Annotated in this window: 4 protein-coding genes; 2 read left to right on the forward strand and 2 right to left on the reverse strand. The window is 73.0% G+C overall.

The features are described from left to right. Positions 1–9 precede the first annotated feature (9 nt). Together QA861_RS24695 and QA861_RS24700 are read right to left on the reverse strand one after the other, a co-directional pair. Positions 10–14,430 (reverse strand): type I polyketide synthase, encoded by a 14,421-nt coding sequence (locus QA861_RS24695; RefSeq protein ID WP_334594830.1) that lies wholly within the window; start codon positions 14,428–14,430, stop codon positions 10–12. A 101-nt stretch (positions 14,431–14,531) separates the two neighbouring features. Further along, a complete protein-coding gene (locus QA861_RS24700; protein WP_334590765.1) occupies positions 14,532–23,156 on the reverse strand; it encodes a type I polyketide synthase in 8,625 nt (2,874 codons plus the stop codon). Between the two features lie 258 nt (positions 23,157–23,414). Between QA861_RS24700 and QA861_RS24705 the strand changes: the two genes are divergently transcribed. Both QA861_RS24705 and QA861_RS24710 read left to right on the forward strand, forming a co-directional pair. Next, positions 23,415–24,377 carry an ACP S-malonyltransferase gene (locus tag QA861_RS24705; protein ID WP_334590766.1) on the forward strand — a complete coding sequence of 321 codons (963 nt, stop codon included), beginning with the start codon at positions 23,415–23,417 and terminating at the stop codon, positions 24,375–24,377. Then, complete coding sequence (locus QA861_RS24710) at positions 24,374–25,471, forward strand: arylcarboxylate reductase (protein WP_334590767.1); 1,098 nt, start codon at positions 24,374–24,376, stop codon at positions 25,469–25,471. Before QA861_RS24705 ends, QA861_RS24710 begins: the two co-directional genes overlap by 4 nt. Positions 25,472–25,548 lie beyond the last annotated feature (77 nt).

The following is a 25,548-nucleotide window of genomic DNA, read 5'->3' on the forward strand; positions in this document are numbered from 1 at the left end:
CGACGCTCCTCAGGCCATTCCGAAGTTGTTGTCAAGAAGGTCGAACAGCTCGTCGGCGCTGGCCGAGCCGATGACGTCGGCGTCCGCCGGTCCGTCCTGCGGCGCGGTGCGCCCGGCCCAGACCCGTACGAGGTTCTGCAGCCGCACGCCGATGTCGTCGGCGCCCTCGGCGCGGGGGTCGGCGGCCGTCAAAGCCGCTTCCAGCGCCTGGAGTTCGGCCAGTGCGGGGGTGGCTGGTCCTGGTCGGCCGTACAGACCGTCGTACAGGTGGTCGGCGAGGGCGGTGGGGGTGGGATGGTCGAACACCACGGTCGCGGCGATGGCGACGCCGGTCGCCGTGCGCAGCCGGTTGCGGAACCGCACGGCGAGCATCGAGTCGAACCCGACGGCGGAGAACGCCTGTTCGGCCGGGACGGCCTGGCGGCCGGTGTGTCCGAGGACGGCGGCGGCGTGGTCGCGGACCAGGTCCAGCAGCAGTCGGCGCCGGGCGGGTTCGTCCAGCGGTGCGAGCCGGCCCGTGAGTTCGGTGGCCGCGTCGGCCGTCCCGTCGGCGGCCTCGCCGGAGGCGCCCGAGGCTGCGGTCGCCTCCGGCAGTTCGCTGAGCAGCCGCAGCGCGCGGGGGTCGGGCACGGCGGACACGATCAGGTCCCAGCGGACGTCGGCGAGGATCGCGGCGGGTTCGTCGTGGTCCAGCGACCGCTGCAGGGCGGCGGTGACCGTGTCCGCCTTGAGGGGGCCTTCCGCCGCCTCGGCGCCGGCGGGCGCGGGTTCCTGACCGCCGAGGGCCAGGGTGACCCAGCGGTGTCCCTCGTCGCGGCGGCTGCGGGCAAGGGCTTCGAGGGCGGCGTACGCACTGGTGGCGGCGCCCCTGCGGGCGGCTCCCCAGACGGCGCTCAGCGGGAGCAGTACGGCGAGGGCGACGGAGTCCGGGGCCGGGTGGCCGTCGAGCAGCGCGTCGAGGTCGAGCACCGGGCCGAGGGTGGAGCGCAGGGCGTCGTCCAGGTTCTCGGGGGTGAGTTCGGCGAGCGAGGCACCGGGGTCGTGGGCACGCGCAAGGTGGACGACGGCCGTGAGCGGCGCCTCGTCGCCCGCGTCGGCCAGGGACGCGGCCAGTGCTTCCGGGTCGGCGGTCACCGTCAACTCGACGCCCAGTGCGGCGAGTTCGAGGCCCAGGGCCGCCATGGAGTTCTGGCTCACGGCCGGGTCGCCGTGCAGGGCGACACGCAGGGCGCCACGCCGGGCCAGCCAGCGGGCGATGTCCGCGCCCAGTCTCCCGGTGTCACCGGTGATCAGGGCGGTGCCCCCGGCGGGGGTCCAGTCGCGGCCCGCCGACGCGTTCGTGGCAGGGGCGTGGACCAGTCGGCGCGCGTGTGCGCCGGTGGGCCGCAGGGCAACCTGGTCCTCCTCGTAGCCGCCCGCGAGGAGGGCGGCGAGACGGCGTACCTCGTCGGGGCCGGGGCTTGGCGGCAGATCGGCGATGCCGCCCCAGCGCCGTGGCTGTTCCAGGCCGAGTACCCGGCCGAGCCCCCAGAGCTGGGCACCGCCCGGGCGGACGAGCCGTTCGTCGGGGTGGACGGCGACAGCGCCGCCGGTCGCGCACCACAGGGGGATGTCGATCCCTAGGGCGTCCAGGGCCCTCAGCAGTTCGAGGGTGGCGGCGGTTCCGGCGAGCACCAGGGACCCGCCCACGGCCGGACGTTCGTCCAGGGCGAGAAGGGACAGCACGCCGGACGGCGGGAGGGCTGTGTCCGCGACGGCTTCGGCGACGTCCTGCGCCGTACGGGCGGCGTCACCCGCGTCGACGGTGACGGTACGGGTCCGCACGCCGCCGAGGCCCAGCGCGTCGTGGCATGCGCCGACGAGCGGGTCGTCGGCGTGCTGCTTGGGTACGACGAGGAGCCAGTCGCCGTAGAGCGGTGCGGGCGGCGGGTCGGCCACCGGCTGCCAGCGGACGCGATAGCCGAGGGCCCGTACGGCGTCCTCGTCGAGCCGGGCCCGGCGCCAGCCGGACAGCACGGGCAGGACCTCGCGCAGTGCCGGGGCGAAGCCGTCCGGTGTGCGGTCGGCGTCGGCGCCGAGGGCGGCGGCGAGACCGGCCGGGTCCTCGCTGTCAACGGCCGCCCAGAAGCGGTCCTGTGCGGCGTCTTCGCGCCCCGCAGCGGTCGCCGTCCGCACGGTCCGGCCCGGCGTGGGCAGCCAGAAGCGGGTCCGCTGGAAGGCGTAGGTGGGCAGGGCGACGCGGCGGGCGCCGGGCACGGCCCGGTCCAGGACGTCCGGCCAGGACACCTCCGCGCCGGTGGTCCAGGCCTCGGCGAGCGAGGCGAGGAACCGTGCGGAGCCGCCGTCGTCGCGGCGCAGTGTCCCTACGGCGGTGACGGTCCGGCCCGCTTCCTCCGCGGTTCCCTCGACACCGGCGGTGAGCACGGGGTGCGGACTCGCCTCGACGAAGAGGTCGAATCCGGCGTCGAGCAGGTGGGTGGTGGCCCGCACGAACTCGACGGGTTCACGCAGGTTCCGGTACCAGTACTCGGCGGTCAGCAGCGCTCCGTCGATGGGCTCGCCGGTCACCGTGGAGTACAGCGGTGTCCCGCCCGTGTGCGGCCGTACGTCGGCCAGGGCGTCGAGCAGGTCGTCGCGGACCTGGGCCACCTGGGCCGAGTGCGCCGCGTAGTCGACCGGGATACGCCGGGCCCGTACCCCCTCGGCCTCGCAGGCCGTGAGCAGGTCCGTCAGGGCGGCCGGTTCCCCGGCGACCACCACCGCGTCGGGGCCGTTCACCGCGGCCACGCACACTCGGTCGCCCTGGGGCGCCAGCAGGGCGCGGGCCCGGTCCGCGGAGACGGCGAGGGACACCATGCCACCGGCCCCGGCCAGCGCGACGAGGGCCCGGCTGCGCAGGGCGACGACCTTTGCGCCGTCCTCCAGCGACAGAGCCCCCGCCACCACCGCGGCGGCGATCTCACCCTGGCTGTGTCCCACGACGGCCGACGGCTCCACACCGTACGACCGCCACAACGCCGCCAACGACACCATCACGGAGAACAGCACCGGCTGCACCACATCCACCCGGTCCAACGACGGCGCGTCCGGCTCGTCGCGCAACACAGCGCTCAACGACCAGTCCACATAAGGCGACAGCGCACGCTCACACTCCGCGACCCGCTCCGCGAACACCGGAGAGGAGTCCAGCAGCCCCACCGCCATACCCACCCACTGCGAACCCTGACCCGGGAAGACGAAGACGGTACGGCCGCCGCTGCGGGCGTGCCCCTCGACGGCGCCGGACGAGGCTTTCCGGCCGGCCAGGTCCTCCAGGGCGTCCAGCAGTTCCGTACGGTCGCTTCCGACGACGACGGCGCGATGGGGGAAGGCGGACCGGGTGGTCGCCAGCGAGTGGGCGATGTCGGCCGGTTCCAGTTCGGGCCGTTCTGTGAGGTGGGCGCGCAGTCGCGCGGCCTGCTCGCGCAGGGCCGTCGCCGAGCGGGCGGACATCAGCCATGGCAGCGCGGGCGACGGAGATGTGCCGCGCAGGCCGGCATCGGACGGGAAGTCGGAGGTCCGGACGTCGGTCGGCTCGGCCGCCTCCGTTGCCGCGACCGGCAGCAGGGTGGCCGGACGCGCACCGGACGCCTCGGCGCCTTCCGGAGCGGCTTCCTCCAGGATGACGTGCGCGTTGGTGCCGCTCATGCCGAATGCCGAGACGCCGGCGCGGCGGGGGCGGCCCGGGGTCTGCCAGGGGCGGGCCCGGGCGAGGAGCCTGACGGCTCCGCCTGACCAGTCGACCTGGGTTGTGGGGTCGTCGGCGTGCAGGGTCCTGGGCAGCAGCCCGTTCCGCATGGCCAGCACGGTCTTCATCAGTCCGGCCACGCCCGCCGCGGCCTGGGTGTGGCCGAGGTTGGACTTCAGCGAGCCCAGCCAGAGCGGGCGGTCCGCGGGGCGGTCCTGGCCGTACGTCGCCAGCAGCGCCTGTGCCTCGATCGGGTCGCCGAGGACGGTGCCGGTGCCGTGCGCCTCGACCAGGTCGACGTCGGCTGTGGTGAGGCCCGCGTGGGCGAGCGCCTGGCGGATCACCCGTTGCTGGGCGAGGCCGTTGGGGGCGGTGAGCCCGTTGCTGGCGCCGTCCTGGTTGACCGCCGTACCCCGGACGACGGCGAGGACGGGATGGCCGAGGCGTCGGGCGTCGGAGAGCCGCTCGACCAGGATCATTCCGGCGCCCTCGCCCCAGCCGGTGCCGTCGGCGCCGTCGGCGAAGGAGCGGCAGTGGCCGTCGGGCGAGAGGCCTCCCTGCTTGCTGAACTCGACGAACACGTCCGGGGCGGCCATCACGGCGGCGCCGCCGACGAGCGCGAAGGAGCAGTCGCCGGAGCGCAGTGCCTGACCTGCGAGGTGCAGGGCCACCAGCGAGGAGGAGCAGGCGGTGTCGAGGGTGACCGCCGGGCCCTCGATGCCGAGCGTGTAGGCGATCCGGCCGGACGCCACGCTGGTGACGTTGCCGCTGAGCAGGTGTCCTTCGACTCCGTCGGAGGGTGTGCCGGGACCGGTGCCGTAGCCCTGGGAGGCGACGCCGACGAAGACCCCGCCCCGGCTGCCGCGGACCGACAGTGGGTCGATCCCTGCTCGTTCGAGGACTTCCCAGGAGGTTTCCAGGAGCAGCCGCTGCTGCGGGTCCATGGCGAGCGCCTCACGGGGCGAGATCCCGAAGAAGCCTGCGTCGAAGTCGCCCGCGCCGTCGAGGAATCCGCCGCCGCAGGTGTAGAAGGTGCCCGGCCTGCCCGGGTCGGGGTCGTACAGCGCGTCCAGGTCCCAGCCGCGGTCGGCGGGGAAGGCGCCGATGGCGTCCACCTCTTCGGTGACCAGCCGCCACAGGTCCTCCGGGCTGCGCACGCCGGCAGGGAAACGGCAGGCCATCGCGACCACCGCGAGAGGGTCGTCGGCCGTCGCGGGCCGGGGCGCGGGGATGTCCGGGCCTTCGGCGGGCCGGGCGGTGCCCGCGAGGCCGTCGCGGATGTGCCGGGCGAGGTCGGTCGCCGTGGGGTGGTCGAAGAGCGCGGTGACGGGCAGGCCGAATCCGGTGCCGGTGACGAGGCGGTTGCGCAGTTCGACGGCCGTGATGGAGTCGAACCCGATGTCGCGCAGCGGGCGGTCGGGGTCGACCCGCTCGGCCGAGGTGTGGCCGAGGATCGCCGCCGCCTCGGCGGTGATCAGTTCGACGAGGAGCCGGTTGCCTTCCGCCTCGGGCAGGGCCGTGAGCCGGTCGCGCCACTGGCCGGCCTGGTCCGTCGGTAGGGCCGAGGTGTTCTCGGGCGGCGTCGCCGCGAACTCCTCGGCGGCTTCGGGCAGCGACCGCAGCAGTCTGCTGGGGCGCCCGGAGGTGAAGACAGGGACGAACCTTCCCCAGTCGACGTCGGCGACGACCACATGGGTGTCCTTCGCGTCCAGCGCCTGACGGAGCGCGGTCAGCGCCTCCTCGGGCCGCAGGCCGACGAGTCCGTGGCGGCGCAGCCCGGCGCCGGCGTCGCCGTCGGCCATGCCGGTGCCCTCCCAGGGGCCCCAGGCCACGGAGAGCGCGGTGCGCCCGCGTGCCCTGCGCCGGGCGGCGAGGGCGTCCAGATGGGCGTTGGCGGCGGCGTAGGCGGCCTGGCCGCCGCTGCCCCAGGTACCCGCGATGGAGGAGAACAGGACGAAGGCGTCGAGCGGTTCGTCGGCGAGGAGTTCGTCGAGGTGGTCGGCGCCGTCGGCCTTGGCTGCCAGCTCCGAGCGGAGCAGTTCCGGTGTGCAGTGCTCGGTGCGGGTGTCGGAGACGGTGCCCGCGGCGTGGAAGACCGCGCGCGGGGTGTCCCCGGCCGTCCGGAGCCGTTCGAGGAGGGCGGCGATCTCGGCCCGGTCGGCGAGGTCGCAGGCCGCCAGGGTGACCCGGGCGCCGGACTGTTCCAGTTCGGCGGCGAGTGCCGCCGCCCCGGGAGAGGCGGGTCCCTGCCGCCCGGCCAGCACCAGGTGCCCGGCACCCTCCCGGGCCAGCCAGCGGGCGACGTGACGGCCGATTCCGCCGGTGCCGCCGGTGATCAGGACGGTGCCGTGGGGGCGCCGGCCGGTGACGGACCGTACGGCGTCGTCGGGGGCGCCGAGGTCTTCCGGAGCGGGACCGTCCGCCCCGGCACCGTGCGCTCCCTCCGCGACGCGAGCAGCCGGGACCAGCCGTCGGCCGAGCAGGCCGGAGGGGCGGACGGCGATCTGGTCCTCACCCGCGAGCCCGTTCATCGTGTCGGTGTCGGGTTCGCCCGCACTCCCCAGGTAGGCGCACAGCCCGCGCAGCGCGGCGGGGTCGACCCGCTCGGGCAGGTCCACCAGGCCGCCCCAGCGGTCGGGGTGTTCCAGGGCGGCGACCCTGCCGAGCCCCCACACGCGGGCCTGTGCGGGTGACGGCGGCGCGTCCTGTCCCGCCTGGACCGCACCTGAGGTCACGCACCACAGTCGGGCCCGGCCACCGGTGTCCCCGAGGGCCTGGAGGAGGGTCAGGGTGAGGGCGAGCCCCGCGCCGAGCGGCTCGTGGTGCGGGTCGGGCCGGTCGGTCAGGGCGAGCAGGGAGAGCACTCCGGCGGCCCCGGCAGGGAGCCGCTCGGCCAGCTCCACGCGCCCGGTGCCGACACCGACCTGGACGACGGACACATCGGCGCCGTGCTCCACGAGGGCCAGCTCTACGGCGGCGGCCGTCTCCGTGACGGCGGGGTCGTCAGGCACAGCCAGGAGCCAGATGCCGGACAACCGGGTGCGGTCGGGCACCCCCAAGGGCTGCCAGTCGACGCGGTACCGGTGCCGGGCGGCGGCCGACTCCTCGTCCCGCCGCGAACGCCAGGCGGCCAGCGCGGGCAGTACGTCACCCAGCGGCGCCGCCTCGTCGAGGCCCAGCAGCGAGGCGACCGAGGGTACGTCGGCCGTGCCGACCAGGTCCCAGAAGGTGTCGGAGCCGTCCGGGCCGCTTGTGCTCCTGCCTTCGGCCGGGCGTGGCCAGAACCGTTCGTGCTGGAAGGGGTAGGTGGGCAGGTCGACATGCCGGTCCGGCGCCTCCCCGCGACCGGCGGACCAGTCGACGGGAACACCCCGGACGTGCAGCCGGGCCAGGGCCGCGACGACCGAGGGCGCCTCCGGCCGCCGCTTGGGCAGCAGCGGGATCGCCACCACGCCGGGCCCGCCGGGACTGTCCTGCGGCAGGCACGCCGGCACCAGGGCGGAGAGCACTCCGCCCGGCCCGGCCTCCAGGAACGTCGTCGCCCCCTCGGCCACCAGATGGCGTACGCCGTCCATGAACCGCACGGTGCCGCGCACGTGCCGCACCCAGTACTCCGGGGAGCACAACTCGGCGGCGGAGGCGGGCGCGCCGGTCAGATCGGAGACGACGGGGATCCGGGGCTCGGCGTACGACAGGCCCTCGGCCACCTCGCGGAACGCGTCGAGCATGCCGTCCGTCCGGGCGGAGTGGAACGCGTGGCTCACGGGCAGCCGCCTGGTCCTGCGTCCCTGGCGGCGGAACTCCTCGGCCGCGCCCAGCACGGCCTCCTCGTCGCCGCTGATCACGGTGGCCGTCGGGCTGTTGACGGCCGCGATGCAGGCCGTGCCACTGTCGGCCAGGTCGCCGAGGACTCGTAGGACGTCCTCCTCGCCGGCCTCGACGGCCACCATGGCGCCGCCTTCGGGCAGTTCGTCCATCAGCCGGCCGCGGGCGGCGACCAGCGCGCAGGCGTCGGGCAGGTCCAGAACGCCGGCGACGTGCGCGGCGGCCAGTTCGCCGACCGAATGGCCGATCAGCACGTCCGGGACGACTCCCCAGTGGCCCAGCAGCCGGAACAGCGCCACCTCCAGGGCGAACAGTGCGGGCTGGGTGTACCGGGTGCGATTCAGCAGCAGCGCCTGCTCGGTGCCCTCCGCGGCGAACAGGATGTCGCGCAACGGGACATCGAGGTGGGGGGCGAGGTGGGCCAGTACGTCGTCGAGGGCGTCGGCGAATGCCGGCTCGTCGCGGTACAGCCCGGCTCCGGCGGCGGCGCGCTGACTGCCCTGCCCGGGGAAGAGGAGCACCGTACGTCCGGGTGCCGCGAGGCCGGTGACCAGTTCCGGGGCTGGTGATCCGGCGGCCAGCGCCTCCAGCGCGCGGCGGGCGACCGTCTCGTCGTGCCCGGGCACGGCGGCCCGCTGCTCCAGCGCGGCCCTGCCCCGGGCGAGGGCCAGGGCCACGTCGGGCAGCGGGGTGCCGGGGTGCGTGTCGAGGTGGTCGAGCAGCCGGGCGGCCTGGGCGCGCAACGCGGCGGGGGTACGGGCGGAGAGCAGCAGCGGCAGTGTCCGGGCCCGGGGTCGGCGGGCCTGGCCATGAGCACCGTTCACGGGCTCGTCGGTGTCCGTCGCACGTAGGTCGGCCGTACCCGTGCCCGTGCCCGTGCCGGAAGCGTCCCGCGTCTTCTCGTGCTCGTGCACGACAGGCGCCTGTTCGACGATCACGTGGGCGTTGGTCCCGCTGATGCCGAACGACGAGACTCCCGCCCGGCGCGGCCGGCCGGTCTCCGGCCAGGGTGTGGGCTCGGTGAGCAGCCGCAGGCCTGCCGTGTCCCAGTCGATGTGGGTGCTGGGTTCGTCGGCGTGCAGGGTCCGGGGCAGTTCGGCATGGCGGATGGCGAGCACCATCTTGATGACTCCGGCGACGCCGGCGGCCGCCTGGGTGTGGCCGATGTTGGACTTGACCGATCCCAGCCACAACGGCCCGTCGGGCGCCCGCCCGGCCCCGTACACGGCCTGGAGGGCCTGGGCCTCGATGGGGTCGCCGAGCCGGGTGCCGGTGCCGTGGGCCTCGACGGCGTCGATCTCGGCGGCCGTGACCCGGGCGTCGGTGAGCGCGGCCCGGATGACCCGCTGCTGTGCCGGTCCGTTGGGCGCGGTCAGGCCGTTGCTGGCGCCGTCCTGGTTGACGGCGGTGCCGCTGAGCACCGCGAGCACCCGGTGGCCGTGGCGGCGGGCGTCCGAGAGGCGTTCCAGGAGCAGCATTCCGACGCCCTCGGCCCAGCCGGTGCCGTCGGCTGAGGCGGCGAACGCCTTGCAGCGGCCGTCCGGCGCCAGTCCGCGCTGGCGGCTGAACTCCACGAACAGCTTGGGCGTGCTCATGAGGGTGACACCCCCGGCCAGTGCCTGGGCGCACTCGCCGCGCCGCAGCGCCTGGGCGGCCAGGTGCAGGGTCACCAGCGACGAGGAGCATGCGGTGTCCACGGTCAGGGCGGGCCCGTCCAGGCCCAGTTCGTAGGAGATCCGCCCGGACATGACGCTGGCGGTGTTGCCCGTCATGATGTGTCCCTCGGACACACCGGGGGCGCCGTCGAGGGTGGCGGGGTAGTCCTGGCCGTTCGTGCCGACGAACACACCGACCGGGCGGCCTCGTAGTGAGGTCGGGTCGATGCCGGCGTGTTCGACGGTCTCCCAGCAGGTCTCCAGGAGCAGCCGCTGCTGCGGGTCCATGGCCAGCGCCTCGCGGGGTGAGATCCCGAAGAAGGCGGCGTCGAAGCCAGCGGCGCCGTGCAGGAATCCGCCGCGTCGGCTGTAGGTGGTGCCGGGCCGGTCGGGGTCCGGGTCGTAGAGGCCCTCGGTGTCCCAGCCCCGGTCCACTGGCCAGTCGGCGATGACGTCCCGTCCCTCGGAGAGCAACTGCCAGTAGGCGTCCGGGCCGTGGACGGCACCGGGGAACCGGCAGCCGACACCGATGATCGCGATCGGGTCGTCGTCGGCCGGCCCGGCGGGGAGGGCCGCCCGGCTCTCGGAAAGCTGCGTGTCGGGGCCGGACGGGGCGAGTTCGGCGAGGAGGTGGGCGGCGAGTGCCTGCGGTGTCGGGTGGTCGAAGAGCAGGGTGGTGGGCAGCCGCAGTCCGGTGGCCGAGCCGAGCCGGTTGCGCAGTTCCACCGCGGTGAGGGAGTCGAAGCCGAGTTCGGCGAAGGCGCGGCCGGGGGCGATGTCACTGGCGGCGCGGTGGCGCAGCACCGTCGCGGCGTGCGTGCGGACGAGGTCGGTGATGTGGCGGGACCGCTCGGCGGCCGGAAGAGCGGCCAGCTGCCCGCCCACCCGTCCCTCCGGTTCGGCCCGCTCCGGTGTACGCGCGCCGGGAGCGACGGCGCCCGGCAGGCTGCTCAGCAGTGCCGTGGAACGCAGGCCGACGGCCTCGCGGTAGCGCTGCCAGTCGATGTCGGCGACGACACAGAGCTCGTCGTGGTCCGCGAGGGCGGCGGTCATGGCGCGGACGGCCGCCGTGGGTTCCATGGGGCTGATGCCGAGGCGGCGCAGCCGGTCGGCGATCGCGTCGTCGACCATGCCGCCGCCCGCCCAGGCACCCCAGGCGATGGAGGTGCCGGGCAGTCCGGCGGCCCGGCGTTCGGCGACCAGTGCGTCGAGCGCGGCGTTGGCGGCGGCGTAGTTGCCCTGGCCCGCGCTGCCGAGGACGCCCATGAAGGAGGAGAACATGACGAAGTCGGTCAGGCCGAGGCCGTCGGTGACGTCGTGCAGGGCGCGGGCCGCGGTGACCTTGACGCGCATCAGGGTGGCGAGGCGCGCCGGGTCGAGGGCGTCGAGGGTGCCGTCGTCGAGGACTCCGGCGGCGTGGACGACCGTGGTGAGGGGTTCCTCCACGGGGATCGCGGCGACGACCGCCGCCAGTTGCGCGCGGTCGGCGGCATCGCAGGCGGCGACAGTCACCCGCGCGCCGAGCGCGGTGAGTTCGGCGGACAGTTCGTTCGCGCCGGGGGCCGCCGGTCCGCGACGGCTGAGCAGCAGCAGGTGGGTCGCCCCCTGCCCGGCCAGCTCCCGGGCGACCTGGGCGCCCACCCCGCCGGTGCCGCCGGTGATCAGTACGGTGCCCTCGCCGACCCGGCCGGCAGTACGGCCGCCACCGGGTTTCACCGGCAGCACACGGCGGCCGTACACCCCGGCGGAACGTACGGCGACCTGGTCCTCGTCGGTGACGGTGGCGAGGACCACGCAGAGCCGGTCCCCCGCCCGCTCGTCCAGTACGGCGGGCAGGTCGACGAGGCCGCCCCAGCTGTCGGGCCGTTCCAGCGCGACCGTCCGGCCCAGTCCGGCGACGGCGGCCTGCACGCTCTCCCCGGTCCGTTCGCCCCCGCCCACGGCCGCCAGGCCTCGGGTCGCGCACCACAACGGGGCCTGCGTCCCCGTATCGCCGAGCGCCTGGACCAGGGCAAGGGTCAGCGAGAGCCCGGCGGGCACGTCGGGTTGGGCGGGGTGCGGGCGAATTTCCTCGGCCAGCAGCGAGAGCACGCCCGCCACAGGCTCCTCGGCGGACGCGGCACGCACAGCGGCGGCGAGCGATTCCCGGTCCTGGTCGAGGCCGGAGACGACGAGAGGCACCGGTTCGGCACCGGCCGCCGTCAGCGCGGCCAGTACGTCGGCGCCGCCGCCGCTGTCCGGCGCCGGAAGGACGACGAGCCACCGCCCGGACAGCGGTGCCCTCGGGGCGAGCGTCAGCGGGCGCCAGCCCACACGGTGGCGCCAGCTGTCGGCGCGCTGTCCCCGTATCCGCTCGGAGCGCCACGCGGTCAGGGCTGGCAGCACTACGCCCGCCGCGTCCGGGTCGACGCCCAGGGTGTCGGCGAGGGCCGCGGAATCCTCGTTCTCGATCTCCTGCCACAGCGTGTCGTCGGCCGGCGTGTCGGAGCCCGGTGCCTGTGGCGATTCCAGCCAGTAACGGCTGCGCTGGAACGGATAGGTGGGCAGGTCCACCAGTTGGGCGCCGGTGTCCGCGAAGGCCGGCTTCCAGTCGACGGGGAGCCCGCGTACGAAGGCCTCGCCGAGCGCGTGACGCAGGCGCCGGATTCCGCCCTCGCCGCGCCGGAGGGTACCGAGTACGGCGGCGTCGTGGCCCGTCTCCTGGACGGTCTCCTCGATGGCCATGGTGAGCACCGGGTGCGGGCTGACCTCGATGAATCCGGTGTAGCCGGACTCCGCGAGGGTACGGACGGCCGGTGCGAACGCCACGGTGGCCCGCAGGTTGCGGTACCAGTACTCGGCGTCCATCGTCACGGTGTCCAGCCAGCCCCCGCCCTCCACGGTGGAGTACAGCGGCACTTGGGCGGCCGTGGGCCGCAGTCCGGTCAGGGCTTTCAGGAGCGCCCCGCGTATCTCCTCCACATGGGCGGAGTGCGAGGCGTAGTCCACGTCGATACGCCTGGCCCGTACGCCCTCTGCGGCGCAGTCCGTCAGCAACGCGGCCAGCGCGTCGGGGTCACCGGACACCACCCCGGCGGAGGGGGCGTTGGCGGCGGCGATCGACAGCCCGGGGCGGTCGGCGAGGAGGTCCGTCAGACGGTCGTACGGGAGGGCCACGGAGACCATGCCGCCGCGTCCGGCGAGCACTGCCAGCGCCTGGCTGCGCAGGGCGACGACCTTGGCCCCGTCCTCCAGAGACAGCGCGCCCGCCACTACGGCGGCGGCGATCTCCCCCTGCGAGTGGCCCACGACGGCGTCCGGTACGACTCCGTACGACCGCCACACCTCGGCCAGCGACACCATCACCGCGAACAGGGCGGGCTGCACCACATCCACGCGGTCCCACGCACTGCCCGACCGCACGGCATCCAGCAACGGCCAGTCCACGAAGGGTGCGAGCGCCTGCTCGCACTCCGCCATCCGGGCCGCGAACACCGGCGACTCGTCGAGCAACTCCCTTGCCATACCGGCCCATTGGGAACCCTGACCGGGGAAGACGAAGACGACAGGTCCGGTGGCGGACGCCTCGCCCTCCACCACGTCAGCGCCGGGCGCCCCGGTGGCCAGCGCTGCGAGCCCCTCCTCCATCATCCGCCGGTCCCCGCTGACCACCGCCCGCCGGTCGAACAGTGAACGGGACGTGAGGAGAGAGAAGCCGAGGTCGCGAGCGGCGGGCCCGGCGGTGTCCCGGAGGAGCGGCAGCAGCCGGCGCGCCTGGTCGCGCAGGGCGTCCGGAGTGCGGGCGGAGAGCACCAGCGGCACCGGGAAGGTGTCGGGGACGGGGTTCGCAGCTGGAACCGGGTGCGCGGAGGACTCTGAGGGCGCTTCTTCCAGGATGAGGTGGGCGTTGGTCCCGCTGATCCCGAACGACGACACCCCCGCCCGACGCGGACGCCCCTCGACCGCCACCCACTCCCGCTGCTCAGTCAGCAACTCGACACCACCCGAAGCCCAGTCCACCAACGGCGTCGGCTCATCCACATGCAACGTCCGTGGCAGCGCGCTCTTCTGAAGAGCCATCACCATCTTGATGACACCGGCCACCCCGGCCGCCGCCTGCGCATGCCCGATGTTGGACTTCAACGACCCCAGCCACAAAGGCTGGTCAGCGGACCGCTCCCGCCCGTACGTCGCCAACAAAGCCTGCGCCTCGATCGGATCCCCCAACCGGGTCCCCGTCCCATGCGCCTCCACCACATCCACATCAGCCGCAGTCACACCCGCCGACGACAACGCCGCCCGGATCACCCGCTCCTGCGCCGGCCCACTCGGCGCCGTCAACCCATTACTCGCCCCGTCCTGATTCACCGCACTACCCCGCACCACCGCCAACACCCGATGACCATGACGCCGGGCATCCGACAACCGCTCCAACACCAGCAGCCCCACACCCTCCGCCCAGCCCGTCCCCCCGGCCGACGCCGCGAACGAACGACACCGACCATCAACCGACAACCCCCGCTGCCGCGAAAACTCCACAAACGTCCCCGGCGACGACATCACCGTCACCCCACCCGCCAACGCCAGCGAACACTCCCCCGCCCGCAACGACGACACCGCCAAATGCACCGCCACCAACGACGACGAACACGCCGTATCCACCGTCACCGCAGGACCCTCGAACCCCAACGAAAACGCCACCCGACCCGACAACACGCTTCCCGCGCCACCCGTCAGCCGTTGCCCGTCGACGCCTCCGGCGGGTATGTGCAGCGGGGGTCCGTAGTCGTGGTACATGATTCCGGCGAAGACTCCGGTGCGGCTGCCGCGCAGTGAGTGCGGGTCAATCCCCGCCCCCTCCACCGCCTCCCACGCCGACTCCAACAACAACCGCTGCTGCGGATCCATCGCCAACGCCTCACGCGGCGAAATACCGAAAAACTCCGCATCGAACTCCGCCGCCCCATGCAAAAACCCGCCATGACGCGTATACGACGTCCCCGCCCGATCCGGATCCGGATCGAACAACCCCTCCACATCCCAACCCCGGTCCACCGGAAACCCCGACACACCATCCCGACCCGACTCCACCAACTCCCACAACTCACCCGGCGAACCCACCCCACCCGGCAACCGACACGCCATCCCCACCACCGCCACCGCCTCACCCACACCAGCCTGGAGTTGCCGGTTCTCGCGGCGCAGCCGGGCGGTTTCCTTGAGGGCGTCCCTGAGTGCCGCCACGACGGTCGCGTCGGAGGCGGGCGAAGACGACGGCGAGGAAGGTGAGGACGGTGTCGAAGAAGACGGCGTTCGGGTCATGAGCTTCCTTCTCCCGGTGCTGTTCAGGACTCGATGCCTTCGCGGGCCATACGGACCAGCTCCGCCACATCCATGGCGTCGATCAGTTCCTCTTCGGCGACCAGTGCCTCCGCTGCCTCCGCGCGGGCCCCTGTTCCCCCGTCTTCTGTGTCAGTACCGGCTTCGGTGTCGGTGTTGGCGGCGGGGAAGAGTTCGGACCACAGCCGCCCGGCCAGCGCGGTGGGTGTCGGGTGGTCGAACACGACGGTCGCGGACAGCGGCAGTCCGGTCGCCTTGCGGAGCCGGTTGCGCAGTTCGACGGCGCTGAGTGAGTCGGCGCCGAGTTCTTTGAAGCTCCGGCGCGTGTCGACGTTCTCCGCGCGGTCGTAGTTCAGGACGGCGGCGACCTCGGTCCGTACCAGGGCGAGCAGTTGCTTCTCCTGGGCGGTCGCGTCGAGTCCGGCGAGCCGGGCCACAAGACGGTCGCCGGGGGCTTCGGTAGGCGCGCCCTGCCCTGCCGTACCCCGGGTGGGCACCGGGACGAGCCCGCGCAACAACGGGGGTACGCCCGGTCCCGCGGTCCGTAGTGCGGCGGTGTCGAGGGCCACTGGTACGGGGCAGGCGGCGCCGGAGGCCAGCGCGGCGTCGAGGAGCCGCAGCCCCTGGTCGGGGGTGAGCGCGTGGATGCCCACGCGGGCGAACCGGCGGCGGTCGGCGTCGCCGAGCCCGGCCGCCATACCGCCCTCCGCCCACGGGCCCCAGGCGAGTGAGGTGGCCGCGAGGCCACGGGCCCGCCGGTGGTGTGCCAGGGCGTCCAGGAAGGTGTTGGCCGCCGCGTAGTTGGCCTGTCCCGCGCCGCCGAGGAGACCCTGCACGGAGGAGAAGAGGACGAAAGCGGTCAGGTCGAGTTCACGGGTGAGGTCGTGCAGGTGCCGGGCGGCGTCCGCCTTCGGTCGGAGCACCGCTGTGAGGCTCTCGGGTGTGAGGGCGTCGAACACGCGGTCGTCGAGGACACCGGCCGCGTGCACCACGGCCGTCAGCGGACGGTCGGCGGGCACGGTGTCGAGCAGTGCCGCCAGAGCCGTACGGTCGGCGACGTCACAGGCGGCGATGGTGACCCTGGCCCCCGACTCGGCCAGCTCCGCCCGCAGTTCGGTGATGCCTGGGGCCGCGTCACCTCGTCGGCCGACGAGCAGCAGATCGCGTACGCCGTGCTCGGTGACCAGGTGACGGGCCACGGCGGCGCCCAGTGCGCCGGTCGCGCCGGTGATCAGTACGGTGCCGTCGGCCCGCCACGGTGTCTCGGCCGACGCGGGTGTCGAGGCGCGGGTCAGCCGAGGGACGAGCACGCGTCCGGCGCGGAGGGCGAGTTGGGCTTCGCCCGTGGCTTCCGCGGCGGCGAGGGCTGCCGTCAGTGTTCGCCGGGAGGCGGGTTCGTCGTCGAGGTCGAGCAGGGTGATCCGGTCGGGGTGCTCGGTCTGCGCGGAGCGGACCAGCCCCCAGACGGAGCTGTGTCCCAGGTCCGGCACGTCCTCGTCCGGCCCGGTGGCGATGGCACCCCGGGTGACGACGACCAGGCGGGAGGTGGCGAAACGCTCGTCGGCCAGCCAGCCCTGAGCCAGGGCCAGGGCCCGCCCGGCGGCGTGCACCGCGTCCGTACCGTCCGCACCGTCCGCAGCGGGGCCGGTCAGCGGGGCCAGGACGACGCTCGGGACGTCTGCCTCGCTGCCCCCGTCCTCGGCCAGCGCGGCGAGGTCCGGATACGTACCGGCCACCGCCGACGGCTCGGCCAGGTCGGCCAGATCGGCCAGGTCATGCGCCTCTCCGACGACCGCCCACCGACCGGGGAACACTTCAGGACGGGAGCCGACGGGGTCGGGCAGCGGAACCCACTCCACCCGGAACAGCGGGTCGCGTCCACCGCGCACGGCGGTCCGGAGCTGCTCGGCGGTGACCGGCCGCCGCGACAGCGTGCCGATCGACGCCACCGTACGGCCGGCCGCGTCGGCGAAGGTGATGGTGACCGCGTCGGGGCCGACGGGTGCCAGTCGGACGCGGGCCGCCGTGGCCCCGGCCGTGGCGAGGCGCACCGCGCTCCACGCGAAGGGCAGGCGGGTTCCGTCTCCGCCGGGCAGGGCGCCGAGTTCGATGGCGTGCAGGGCGGCGTCGAGCAGCGCGGGGTGCAGCCCGTAGCCGGCCGCGAGGTCGACCTGCTCCTCGGGGAGGGCCAGTTCGGCGAAGACCTCCGTGCCGCGTCGCCACGCGTTGCGCAGTCCGCGGAAGGCGGGGCCGTAGCCGAAGCCCTGGGCGGCGAGCGACTCGTACCAGCCGGTCAGGTCCACCTCCTCGGCGTCCTCGGGGGGCCAGTTCGTCAAGGCGTCGGCATGGGCGTCGGTCATGGCCCCGCCGGCCTGGGTGAGCACCCCGGCGGCGTGCAGCGTCCAGTCGCCGCCATCCGCCTCTCCGCTCCCCCCACGGGCCGGTGCCGCCGCGGGCCGGGTGTGCACGGTGACGGACCGTCGGCCGTCGGCATCGGCGCCCGCCACCTGGACCTGAAGCTCTACGGCGCCCTCGTCCGGCAGTTCCAGCGGCGCCTGCAGGGTCAGTTCGTCCAGCATTTCGCAGCCGGTACGGCGAGCGGCGTGCAGGGCCAGTTCCACGAGCCCGGCGCCGGGGAAGAGCACGGTCCCGAGGACGGTGTGGTCGGCGAGCCAGGGATGCGTCTCCAGGGACAGCCGCCCGGTGAGCAGGAGCGTGTCGGAGTCCGCCGGTCGCACAGCGGCACCGAGCAGGGGATGACCGCCGGCACCGAGCCCCAGCGCGGGCGCGTCCCCGGTGGTGAGCGGGCCGGCGGCCGGCCAGTAACGCCTGCGCTGGAAGGCGTAGGTGGGCAGGTCGACGCGGCGGGCGCCCGTTCCGGTGAACACGGCCGTCCAGTCGGGGCCGATGCCGCGTACGTGGAGCCGGGCGAGCCCCTCCGCGAGCGTTCGGTCCTCGGGGTGGTCACGCCGCAGCAGGGAAACGAACTCCGTGTGCGCGTCGCGGTCCCGGGACTCGGACTCGTGCTCGTGCTCGTGCTCGTGCTCGGGGATGCAGTCACGGCCCATGGCGGTCAGTACGGCGTCCGGTCCGATCTCCAGGAACGTCGTCACCCCATCCGCCCGCAGGGCCCGTACGACGTCGGCGAACCGCACTGTCTCCCGGACGTGCCGGGCCCAGTGGTCCGCCTGCTGTGCACCGTCCCGGGGGACGGTTTCCTGCCCGGCGAGGGGTCGCCCTGTCATGGCAGACAGCAGGGGTACGGCGGGTTCCGACAGGTCGAGGCCCCGGGCCACTCGGCGGAATTCGTCCAGCATGGGGTCCATACGCGGTGAGTGGAAGGCATGGCTGACCCGCAGTCGCCTGGTCCTGCGTCCGCGCGCCGCCAGTTCGGCGGCGATCTCCATGACCGTGTCCTCGTCGCCGGAGAGCACGCAGGAGAGTGGGCCGTTGACGGCGGCGAGCGCGACCCGCGTCTCCCGGCCGTGCAACAGTTCGGCGATCTCCTCCTCGGGTGCCTGGACCGAGACCATGGCGCCGCCCTCGGGCAACGCGTCCATCAGGCGGCCCCGTTCGGAGACCAGCGTCACCGCGTCGGACAGCGACAGCATCCCGGCGGCGTGGGCAGCCGCCAGTTCACCGACGGAGTGTCCTGCCACCCGGTCCGGGCGTACTCCGAAGTGTTCGACGAGCCGGAAGAGGGCCACCTCGACCGCGAACAGGCCGGCCTGGGTGAACACGGTCCGGTCCAGCAGGGCGGCTTCCGGCGAGCCCGTCGCGGCGAAGACGACGTCACGCAGCCGCCGTCCGAGGCGGTCACCGAACTCCTCGAAGATCTCGTCCAGCGACTGGGCGAACACGGGGAAACGTGCGTGGAGTTCGCGTCCCATGCCCACGCGCTGGCTGCCCTGCCCGGTGAAGAGGAACGCCGTCTTTCCGCCTTTCGGCACACCCTGCGGGACACGGGACGACGACTCGCCGCCCGCCAGCGCGGTCAGTTCCGCCAGCATGCGGTCCGGGTCGTCGCCGACCACTACCGCCCGGTGTTCCAGCGCCGCACGTGTGGTGGCCAGCGAGAAGCCGACGTCGGCGATCGCGGCCCGTGGCGTCGCGCTCAGGTGTGCGCTCAACCGTCGGGCCTGTGCCCGTAGCGCCTGCTCGGTCCGGCCGGACAACGGCCACAGCACCGTCCCGGGAGAAAGCCCGGGTCCCGCGTCGGGTACGGGGGCGGAGTTCGGGGGTGCTTCTTCCAGGATGAGGTGGGCGTTGGTCCCGCTGATCCCGAACGACGACACCCCCGCCCGACGCGGACGCCCCTCGACCGGCATCCACTCCCGCTGCTCAGTCAGCAGCTCGACACCACCCGAAGCCCAGTCCACCAACGGCGTCGGCGCATCCACATGCAACGTCCGTGGCAACACCCTGTGCCGCATCGCCTCGACCATCTTGATGACACCGGCCACCCCGGCCGCCGCCTGCGCATGCCCGATATTGGACTTCAACGACCCCAGCCACAAAGGCCGTTGACCCGACCGCTCCCGTCCATACGTCGCCAACAAAGCCTGCGCCTCGATCGGATCCCCCAACCGGGTCCCCGTCCCATGCGCCTCCACCACATCCACATCAGCCGCAGTCACCCCGGCCGACGACAACGCCGCCCGGATCACCCGCTCCTGCGCCGGCCCACTCGGCGCCGTCAACCCATTACTCGCCCCGTCCTGATTCACCGCACTACCCCGCACCACCGCCAACACCCGATGACCATGACGCCGGGCATCCGACAACCGCTCCAACACCAGCAGCCCCACACCCTCCGCCCAGCCCGTCCCCCCGGCCGACGCCGCGAACGAACGACACCGACCATCAACCGACAACCCCCGCTGCCGCGAAAACTCCACAAACGTCCCCGGCGACGACATCACCGTCACCCCACCCGCCAACGCCAGCGAACACTCCCCCGCCCGCAACGACGACACCGCCAAATGCACCGCCACCAACGACGACGAACACGCCGTATCCACCGTCACCGCAGGACCCTCGAACCCCAACGAAAACGCCACCCGACCCGACAACACGCTCGCCGCGCCACCCGTCAACCGCCGCCCCTCGGAGGAGTCGGGGAGAGTGCCGCCGGTGCCGGAGTCCCTGAAGGTGAAGGTGCCGGCGAAGACTCCCGTGGGGCTGCCGCGCAACGAGTGCGGATCGATCCCCGCCCCCTCCACCGCCTCCCACGCCGACTCCAACAACAACCGCTGCTGCGGATCCATCGCCAACGCCTCACGCGGCGAAATACCGAAAAACTCCGCATCGAACTCCGCCGCCCCATGCAAAAACCCGCCATGACGCGTATACGACGTCCCCGCCCGATCCGGATCCGGATCGAACAACCCCTCCACATCCCAACCCCGGTCCACCGGAAACCCCGACACACCATCCCGACCCGCCTGAACCAACTCCCACAACTCACCCGGCGAACCCACCCCACCCGGCAACCGACACGCCATCCCCACCACCGCCACCGCCTCACCCACACCAGCCGGCTGATATGCGTCGGGGCCCGGCGTCTGATCCTCGGCCGAGTTCCGCACGTACCGGATCAGCGCCTCGGGTGTCGGGTGGTCGTAGATCAGGGTGCTGGGCAGGCGCGTGCCGGTGGCCCGGCTGAGGAGGTCGCTCAGTTCGACGCCCATGAGGGAGCTGAAGCCGAGTTCGTTGAAGGAGGTGCTGACAGGGATCGCGTCGGGCGAGTCGTGGCCGAGGACACGGGCGATGTGGGTACGTACCAGCTCGGCCGGTTCGGGACGTCGGCCGCCGTCGGCCGATGCCGGGGCGGCCGGGCGGACGGTCGTCGCGTCGGCTGCCGGGAGTTCCGGGGTTTCGGGCGCGCCGGTGGACGTCCGGCCGGCGGGCAGCCGCGGGAGCTGTGCGCCGGTCGTGTCCAGCCAGTACCGCCGGCGCTGGAAGGCGTAGGTGGGCAGGGCGACACGACGGGCGCGCGGGGAGGCGAGTACCCGGTCCAGAACCGCGGGAACACCGCTGATGTGCAGCTGCGCGAGTGCGGTGACGAGGGTGGACACCTCGTCGCGGTCCGCCCGGACGGTGGGCACGAACACCTGGTCGGCGCCGTCGGTCGCGCAGTCGCGGGCCATGGAGGACAGCACCGCGTCCGGCCCGATCTCCAGATGGAACGTGATGCCGCGGGCGTGCAGGGTCCTGACTCCGTCCAGGAAGCGGACGGCGTCGCGGGCGTGGCGGACCCAGTGGTCCGGCGAGCGGAGTTCCTCGTCGCTGGCTGCCCTGCCGGTCAGGTTGGAGACGACGGGGATGTGCGGCGGCCGATAGGTGAGACTCTCGGCGACCTGGCGGAAGTCGTCGAGCATGCCGTCCATGTGCGGTGAGTGGAACGCGTGGCTCACGCGCAGCCGCCTGGTCTTTCGGCCCCGGTCACGCCACCGCCGGGCGAGGCCGAGCACGGCGTCCTCGTCGCCGGAGAGCACCGTCGAGGCGGGCCCGTTGAGCGCGGCGACGGCGAGCCGGTGCTCCTCGCCGGCCAGGTCGGGGCGCAGTTCCGCCTCGGAGGCCTGGACGGACACCATGGCGCCGCCTTCGGGCAGCCGCTGCATCAGCCGGCCGCGGGCCGCGACGAGCGCGCAGGCGTCAGGGAGGTCCCACACGCCGGCCGCGTGTGCCGCCACCAGTTCGCCGACGGAGTGGCCCAGCACCGCGTCCGGCTTCAGTCCCCAGTGCTCCAACAACCGGTGGAGGGCGCTCTCGAAAGCGAAGAGCGCAGGCTGGGTGTACACGGTCCGGTCGAGCAGGGCGGCGTCAGGGGTGCCGTCGCCGTCGAAGATCAGGTCCCGCAGTGGCCGGTCGAGGAAGCGGTCCAGTTGCTCACAGGCCGCGTCGAAGGCGTCCGCGAACACGGGGTACGCCGCGTGCAGCGCGGCTCCCATGCCGGGCCGCTGGCTGCCCTGCCCGGTGAACAGGAAGGCGAGGCCCCCCTCGCGCGCGCTGCCTTCCAGTACGCGCGCCGCGGGGCGGCCTTCGGCGAGGGCCGCCATCGATGCGAGCAGGTCGTCGCGGTCGACGGCGAGAACGGCCGCGCGCCGGGTGAAGTGGGTGCGGGTCGCGACACAGGAGTACGCGATCTCACCGGGGGCGAGTTCGGGGCGGTCGGCGAGGTGGCGCAGCAAGCGGGCCGCCTGGGCGCGCAGGGCGGGTTCGTCGCGGCCGGAGAGGGTCACGGGGACGGGCAGTGTGGCGGTGGACGGATCGGGTTCCACGACTGGTGTTCCACGGCCGCACCAGTCCGACAGCACCAGGTGGCAGTTGGTGCCGCCCAGGCCGAAGGAACTCACCCCGGCCGTCCTGGGCAGGTCGTCGTGCGGCCAGGGGGCGAGTTCCCGCTGGACGGTGAGGTTGAGGCGGTCCAGGGGCAGCGCGGGGGGCGCGGCGGTGAAGTTGAGGCTGGGCGGAAGGGCCTGGTACTCGATGGAAAGGATCACCTTGAGCAGGCCCACGACACCGGCCGCGGCTTCCAGGTGGCCGACGTTGGTCTTGGCGGAGCCGACGGCCAGTGGCCGGCCGGGCGTCCTCGCGGTACCGAGCGCCGCGCCGAGGGCGGCCGCCTCGACGGGGTCTCCGGCCTTCGTCCCGGTGCCGTGCAGTTCGACGTACTGCACCTGGTCGGGTTCCGTCCCGGCCCGTCGGTGGGCGAGCTGGATCACCTCGCGCTGGGCGCTCTCGTCGGGCACGGTGAGCCCGGCGGAGGCGTTGCCGGCGTTGTTCACGGCGCCGCCGAGGATCAGGCACCGGATCGAGTCGCCGTCGGTGATCGCCCGGTCGAGGGTTTTGAGTACGACCAGTGCGCCGCCCTCTCCCCGTACGTAGCCGTTGGCCCGTGCGTCGAAGGTGTGGCACCGTCCGTCCGGGGAGAGGGCCCCGGAGCCGGCGGCGACGAGTGCGGCGTCCAGGGCGAGGTTGAGGTTGACGCCGCCGGCCACGGCGGCGGTGCAGTCGCCCGCGCGCAGGCTCTCGCAGGCCAGTTGGACGGCGACCAGTGAAGAGGACTGGCCGCAGTCGACGGTCTGGCTGGGTCCCCGCAGCGCGAGGGCGTGGGAGAGCCGGTTGGCGATCATGGTGCGCTGCGTTCCGACCGCCGTGTGCCGCGTGATCCCGGCGGCGCCGAGTCGGGCGCGCAGGATGGCGTAGTCGTCGGCGGTGGCTCCGACGAACACGGCGGTCGAGCTGCCTGCCAGGTTGGCGGGAACGGTGCCGGCGTGTTCCAGCGCCTCCCAGCCGAGTTCCAGTACGAGACGCTGCTGCGGGTCCATGGCCGTGGCCTCGCGCGGGGAGATGCCGAAGAAGGAGGCGTCGAAGTGGTCGGCCCGGTCGAGGAAGCCGCCCCAGCGCACACGTTCGGCGTCCGGCGCGTCGGCGGCCGCGGAGATCGCATCGGCGTCCCAACGCTCGGGCGGCGCCTCGGTGATGGCGTGCCGGCCTGCGGCGAGCAGCCGCCAGAAGGTCTCCGGGTCGGGCGCGCCGGGCAGTCGGCAGGAGTAACCGATGACCGCAATCGCCGTACGCGGATCGACTCCGTCCTTATAAGCCATTTTCTCCACTTCCAGCATCCCGGCTTTCCACTGAATGGAAAACACCCGAGCCACGAGAAGAACTCTCCCAGCCCGGCATATCGTTTCGATAGCGCCGACCGCGACACCCGGGCGACCGCGCGGGGCTGAGAGAAGTTGGCTCTTTTCGGATGGCCCGAGTCGTGGGTACGGTAGTTGCGCGACTACGGCTCGTCGGGGCTCAAATGACGCTGGCGGACCGGGAGCACTATGGCCTGCTTCATGCCTTTTTCGCTTGAGCTACATCGGGAGACAATGATGGCATTGGGCTTTCTGTTCGGCGGCGGCGTCGGTACCGAAGTGCACGGCCTGGAGATGTATCGGACCCATTCGGTGATGCGTGATCTGTACGAGCAGGTCTCGGCATGGACCGGCATGACGGTGGGGCAGATCCTGGAGGAGGAACTGCCGGAGCCCCAGGAGGAAAGGCAGAGTGCCGGGACGGTCCGCGAGACCGCGCTGGCCCTCGGCATCCACGACGTACTGGCGGAGCAGGGGCTGCGTCCGGCGGTGCTCGGCGGCCTGAGCCTCGGCGCCATGACGGCGAGCTGTCTCGCGGGCGCGATCGGCCGGCAGGAGCTGTTCGAGATGCTCGTGCACGCCCGCCACACCCCCGAACTGCCTCCCGAGGAGCCGGAGCAGGGCCTCACCCTGGCGTTCGCGCCGACCGAAGGCGACCTGGTGGCCGCGTATCGCGGCGAGGGCCGCCCCGGTGTTCATCTGTCCGGCGACTTCGGCCCGACGGCGGACGGGGCCATGCGCATCCTGATGCTGTCGGGCGAGCGGGCGGCGCTGGACGCGCTGGCAGCCGACCTGCCCCCGGGCACCGTCGCTCCCCTGCCGGGCCGGCCGATCGCCGTGCACTCCCCGTTGCGCAGCCACTTCCGCGAGTTCATGGCGCCCTACATCGACGCGATGCCGTTCAAGGCGCCCGAGGTGCCGCTCGTCTCCTGCCTGGAGCGCAGGACACTGACCACGGCCGAGGAGGTGCGGGACCTGTTCGACCGGAATTCCACGGATCCGATCAGCCTGGTCGACGTCTGCGACGAGATGAAGGACCAGGGTGTGCGTCTGGGCCTCATCATGGGCGGTTCCATCCCTGACGGGATCCTCAGGTTCCCGTTCCCCGTGGTGCACGTCGACAAGCCGGAGCACATCCAGCAGGTGCTGAACAGCGTGTACGAGTTCGGCATAGACCTCTCGCCCGCGCAGGCCCGATGAGAGCCCCGCAGACCGCCGTGCCGTCTGCCGCGCAGTGCGACGCGCTCGTCGACGGCTGGCTCGGAACCGACCTCGACGAGTGGACCCGCAAGGTGGTCGCGCGGCACTTCCACCCCGAGACGGGCAGCCCGTACTGGCTGCGGCGTTCCGCCGAACTCGACTTCGACCCGCGGGACATCACCCGCTACGCGGAACTCACGGCGTTCGGCCCCTTCCCGGTGGACGTACTGCGCACCCAGGACCCGGCCGACCTCGTACCCCTGGGCGTGCCCCGCCCCCTGACCGGCCGCGTCTGGGACACCGGCGGCACGACCGGTACGCCCTGCCGGCTCTTCTACACGCCCGCCATGCTGTCGCACCGGGGCGCCTGGCGCCGGTGGTCCTTCGTCACCGAGGGCTTCGACGAGGGCCGGACCTGGCTCCAGGCGACCCCCACCGGTCCGCATCTGATCGGCAACGGCCTGTGGGAGGTGTCCGAGCTGTACGCGGGACTGGCGTACGCGGTCGACATGGACCCTCGCTGGGTCAAGCGGCTCATCCGGGGCGGGCGGCTGGCGGACGCGACCGAGTACACCACCCACCTGCTGGAGCAGATCGCGGACGTACTCGCCCAGGGCAGGATCGACTACGTCAACACCACACCCGCGGTCTTCCAGGCGCTGGTACGCCGGTTCCCCGAACTGGCCGCACCTCTGCGGGGTGTGCGGCTGAGCGGCACACAGATGAGCCCGGACATGTACCGGGACTTCGTGGCCGCGATGGGCGGCGGGATCGTCGGCCGCAGCTACGGCAACACCTTCGGCAACGCGGCGGGGCTTCCTGTCGAGCAAAATGCCGAGCTGATGCCATACATCCCGAATTATCCTCACGTAACCATGACGGTCGTGCACAAAGAAGACTGGTCAGCGACCGTCGAATACGGCACGATAGGACAGGTTCGACTAACCGTCCTGCACGAAGACCTGTTCATCCCCAACATTCTCGAGCGCGACCAGGCCCTGCGTTACAGGACCGGCGAGAAATGGCCATCCGATGGAGTTGCCAATGTAACTCCACTGCAAACCACTTCCGCGTCACCCGAGGGCCTCTATTAATCCACGACTTAACGATTAATTAGCGTCCCGTCCACGATACCTCCGTGTGTTCGCGAATAGAGTTCCCCCACGCTGCA

It is taken from the genome of Streptomyces sp. B21-083 (assembly GCF_036898825.1).
Taxonomy (GTDB): Bacteria; Actinomycetota; Actinomycetes; order Streptomycetales; family Streptomycetaceae; genus Streptomyces.